Source organism: Allobosea sp. P1_A7 (assembly GCF_056406775.1).
Genome location: NZ_JBFTZN010000469.1, coordinates 1 through 4,313, shown reverse-complemented (window position 1 = coordinate 4,313; position 4,313 = coordinate 1). Strand labels below are relative to the sequence as shown.

Here is a 4,313-nt window from a genome sequence, read left to right as displayed (position 1 = left end):
GATCTGAGGGTCGTAAACGAAGCCAAGACCCGTCAAAAACGCGACCGCCATTTCCTGGTCGATATCACCGACCAATGACCAGACCCTTGGCCCGACGGGGAGAAAACCGTTTTGCAGGCACAGATCAGTGTCAAGATCGACCCCTTCGATCTCGAACTCCTTCGCAGCTTTCCGGTAGGGGTGTTTTTGCACCGCGAGCGCAACGTGCGTGCCGTTTTTTGTCTTGGCGAAACCAAACATGACATCGTGGGCGCGGTAGGCCGTCGCAACTCTCCCTCAACACACCTCCGTACTTTGGAGCGAGCCGGCTCACTCGCGCGGCGTCTTGACGAAAACCAGCCCCGGCCCTTTGGGCAGCCAATGCCGCTCAAAAGACGAGAGCAAAAGCGCCGGGGCGATATGATACTTCGAACGCGCGAGCGGCAAGCCGTCCTCGATGCGCGACAAGCGAAGGGATTACCCGGTCGGGCTGTCCCGTTGCGGGCATGCGCCCAGGCTGCTTGCTTCCTGATCTCCGAACGCTGCAACGCGGCTCAGTCGCGGGTAGGCGCTAGCGGCGAACGCCGACCCTGTTGACACCGCCGTTGCGATTTCCCGGACGAGGCGCGGTGACGGCGCCGACCCCGACGGGCCGAGCGACGAGACGCACGCCGGGCCGCGCGACGCACCCACCGGGATAACCGATATAGGTGCAATAAACGACGGCATTTGCGACTTCCGTTGTCGCGGCAAGGCCAGTGAAGGCGATCCCGGCCGTCGCCACAGCGAAGACCGCAAGTTTAATCATTGTCATTTCACGTCCCCAGGTCTTTGAAGATGACAAGCGCTCGCGATGAAAACACTGAATCTATTGCCACAGCCGCGACACGCGTTTTACGGAATAAGCGCTTGTCCAACCAGCCAATGCTGCCACGAACGAACCGGCTCTAACATTGTACCTGAGGACATCAGATGTGCAGCACAGCCAAATACGCGAGGCGCTTTGAGGTCGGCGACGTTTAGAGCATCTGACGGGGACGGAAATGCGAGACGCGGGGTCAATCCATGGAAAACGCCGTAGATTTTGTAGATTACCCGCCTATTTCATCAGATTTTATGAGATTATTGGATAGATAATATTGATATATGCCACATTTATGGCAAGGTTGGATGCGTCGGAACTCTGCGCTCTTACCAAGAGTTGCGGCGCCTAACGTGTACCCCTAGCAAAATTCTGCGTTTTTCATGCACTGCCGAACTTCCGCGTCTTGGCAGCGGCGCGCGAGGAGGGTTACAGCGTGGTCGATCAGGAACGCCATCGATGATCGACTTGACCAGCGCGATTAGAGGACTTTTCAGGGGGCAGGCCATTTTCCTTACGATGGACCCGCGCAGCAACCCTCGGATCTCGTTCTCGATCTTAACCCGGGTGCGCACCAGCATCTCCCGGGCGACAAGGATGGAGCGAACCTGGTAGCTGTCGCGGCTTTTGATGCGGACCTCTTTGAACCAGCCTGTGCGCATGATCTGGGCAAGACCTGCAGCATCATTACGATCGGTCTTAACCGGCCGCATCTTCAGAGCCGCATTGGCGTGCCGTGCATCGATGCAGATGATAGGCAGGCGTCGGCTTGTCAGCTCGTTCCAGAGCCAGACGGCCAATGGGCCAGTCTCGAGCCCAACCCTCGTGAGGTTCGGAGCACTGATTGCCAGGCAGTCAGCAATGGCGTCAGGGCATGTCGGCACTTTTCTCTCGGCTAGAATGCGCCCGTTGTCATCGACGACGCAGATCGCCGTCATCGCCTACGAGACGTCCAAAGCAGCAAAGCATACCCACTTTCGGGGTTCTGTTCGGCAGGCAAGCGCGTCGGCAGCTTCACCGGCCGCGTCGACGAGATCATCGACGGCGAGTTGGATGCCGGCTCCCGAGATGCGTGTCATTGCCGAGGTACTGATAAAGGCGCGTGCTGCAAGCGTCACCCGGCTTCGGGGCGCCCAAATGGGGAATCCGCACGCGCAGGCCTCTACAGCTGGTAGGCCACGCAGGCCTCGATAATAGTCAGGCTCGTTGCGCGCCGGTCCGACCGGTGCAGTTCATTTCTCCGTCGCCTCGCAATCGTCTTGGGCGGGCCTCAGAAGGCGGCGCGATACGGCTCGCCGGTTCGAAGCACGGCCCAGATGATCCGCGCGTTCTTGTTGGCGACCGCAACCGTGGCGCGGTTGCTGCTCGCCCGTTTTCTTCGGCACGAGCGGAGCCGCGCCGCTCTCGGAGCTGATTGACCCATTTGTTGTTGGGGTCGATCTTGGATGGCGCCGTGCGCACCACAGCCCGGGCGCCATGGACGAGCAGGCTGCGCAAATGCTGGCTCCCGCGCTTCGAGATACCCATCAGGGTAGTGCGATCGCCGCTGGAAAACTGCCTGGGTACAAGGCCAACCCAGGCGGCGAGATGGCGCCCGTTCTTGAACTCGGCGCCATCGCCGATCGCAGCCACGACGGCTGTCGCTGTCTTCGGGCCCACACCCTTGATCTTCGCGATCCGCTGGCAGTGATTGACCATGCGCTGGCGGGCACGGTGCAGAGCCTGGATATCCTGCAGCAGAAGGCGCCGGTGCAGGCTTCGATCACGATCGTGCAGCGCTCGATCTGCGCGACGACAGCTAGAAGCTGATCGCGCACGACGCGGCGCTTCAGAAGCACACGCCCATTGCTGTTCACGCCGTGAAGCTGGAACACGTTCTTGGCGATATCAATGCCGAGGGTCGCGATAGTCATCGTCGCTCTCCTCCGGTTGACAGGTCTCCAGCCTGCAGCGTGGGAGGGAGAGCCGTCCATCCCATTAGCTGGCGCAAAGAGTTTGGCGGGCTGAAGTCCGATCAGGTGAAGCGACTGAAGGATCTGGAGAAGGAGAACGAGCGGCTGCGCAAAGCCATCTCGGATCTGACGTTGGAGAAGCTCATTCTCAAGGAAGCTGCGTCGGGAAACTACTGAGCCCCGCCCGGCGCCGTCGCTGCATCGACCACGTCATCGAGAAATTCGACGTGTCGGAGCGGTTGGCGTGCCGGGTTTTGGGGCAGCATCGATCGACGCAACGCAAGGTTCCGAAGGGCCGCGCTGACGATGCGGCGCTGACCGCCGACATTGTCGAGCTCGCCACCCAGCATGGCCGCTACGGCTATTGCTGAATCGCGGCCATATTGGAGACCGCCGGTTGGGCGGTGAACGTCAAACGTGTAGAGCGGATCTGGCGGCGGGAGGGGCTGAAGGTGCCGGCCAGGCAGCTGCTCAAGTCCATCGACGTCATCGACGTGCTATCCGATCTCTTCATCCTCCGCGGAGTGCCCGGGCATGTTCGTTCGGACAACGGTCCCGAGTTCGTCGCCAAGGCGGTGCGGGAGGGGATCGTGGCGGTTGGAGCGAAGACGGCATTTATCGAACCTTGCAGTCCTTGGGAGAACGGCTATTGCGAGAGCTTTAACTCCAAGCTTCGCGACGAACTCCTGAACAGCGAGCTGTTCTACAGCCTCGCCGAGGCCCGGATCGTCATCGAGGGCTGGCGTCAGCATTACAATACCCGGCGCCCACACTCCTCGCTCGGCTACCGGCCGCCAGCACCAACCGCCGTGGCGTGGCCGGCTACGCAAACCCAACCCGCTTCGCCGGCCACCTCAAACGTGGCCGCCAAGCCCACCATGCATTAGATTAGAACCGGGCCACCTGATGGGGGCAGGCCACCGTCGCGGGCAATTGACGCGATTCGATACACTTCAGTTAGTTCAATTCGTCCTTATCGCCCCATCCCAATCTTACGCTATGCAACTCGATTTCTTCCCGAACAGCAGACAGGGCCATATGAATTGCCGCAAGTTCCCGTAACGCATCGGGAGTGGGTGGGGACACTTTCCCCGCTAGTGTTTCAATGAACTTGAGGCGCGCTGCTTCAAGGTTGGCCTGAAGATCGTGCACGGGATGGAGCTTTGTCATCGTGGCCACCCTATAACGGAGTACATGAGGGCGCGATTGGTCGCGCTGTTTGCATAAACTCTGGGCGTGGACCCGCTTCCTTATGGTTACGGTCTGCGCATCTTGCCCCAAGTCGCCATCCGGTGGAAGTGTCCGTTGCTGGCCGGTACCGTCGTCCAGGCTCGCCGAATTGGGTGGGCTAACAGACCCTCGGTGCGACCGGCTAGAGCAGGTTCATGGTTTTCCGATTCTGCCGGGATTCCCAAGCGGCGCGAACAGTGCGATTCCTTCCTCGTCTGACGCGGGAGGCCGGGATGGCRCGGGCTTACAGCCAGGATTTGCGTGAGCGAGTGATTGCGGCGACCGAGGCG

General features: G+C 60.5%; 4 protein-coding genes and 2 pseudogenes. 1 reads left to right on the top strand and 5 read right to left on the bottom strand.

Annotated elements, in window-relative coordinates; translation table 11 throughout:
• The 4 genes and pseudogenes from AC1D34_RS36405 to AC1D34_RS36390 all read right to left on the bottom strand — a co-directional run.
• The coding region (locus AC1D34_RS36405; protein ID WP_476826886.1) for a hypothetical protein at positions 1 to 240 on the bottom strand (240 nt) is incomplete at its 3' end.
• 310 nt (positions 241 to 550) lie between these two features.
• Entirely contained in the window at positions 551 to 793 is a 243-nt protein-coding gene (locus tag AC1D34_RS36400) for a hypothetical protein (RefSeq protein ID WP_441509152.1), read from the bottom strand.
• Positions 794 to 1,170: 377 nt separating this feature from the next.
• Complete coding sequence (locus AC1D34_RS36395; RefSeq protein ID WP_441509151.1) at positions 1,171 to 1,779, bottom strand: IS110 family transposase; 609 nt, start codon at positions 1,777 to 1,779, stop codon at positions 1,171 to 1,173.
• A 332-nt stretch (positions 1,780 to 2,111) separates the two neighbouring features.
• Positions 2,112 to 2,754 (bottom strand): annotated as a pseudogene (locus AC1D34_RS36390) (IS110 family RNA-guided transposase).
• A 69-nt stretch (positions 2,755 to 2,823) separates the two neighbouring features.
• Here AC1D34_RS36390 and AC1D34_RS36385 point away from each other — a divergent pair.
• Positions 2,824 to 3,680: pseudogene (locus AC1D34_RS36385) on the top strand (integrase core domain-containing protein); the annotation flags it as partial.
• 70 nt (positions 3,681 to 3,750) lie between these two features.
• On the opposite strand, the gene AC1D34_RS36380 reads toward AC1D34_RS36385, so the two are convergent.
• Positions 3,751 to 3,963, bottom strand: a complete 213-nt coding sequence (locus tag AC1D34_RS36380; RefSeq protein ID WP_476770527.1) for a hypothetical protein — start codon at positions 3,961 to 3,963, stop codon at positions 3,751 to 3,753.
• Positions 3,964 to 4,313 lie beyond the last annotated feature (350 nt).

Excerpts from the sequence above, each read along its gene's own strand:
- AC1D34_RS36400 (WP_441509152.1), bottom strand. The coding sequence starts at position 793 with ATGACAATGATTAAACTTGCGGTCTTCGCTGTGGCGACGGCCGGGATC.
- AC1D34_RS36395 (WP_441509151.1), bottom strand. The coding sequence starts at position 1,779 with ATGACGGCGATCTGCGTCGTCGATGACAACGGGCGCATTCTAGCCGAG.
- AC1D34_RS36380 (WP_476770527.1), bottom strand. The coding sequence starts at position 3,963 with ATGACAAAGCTCCATCCCGTGCACGATCTTCAGGCCAACCTTGAAGCA.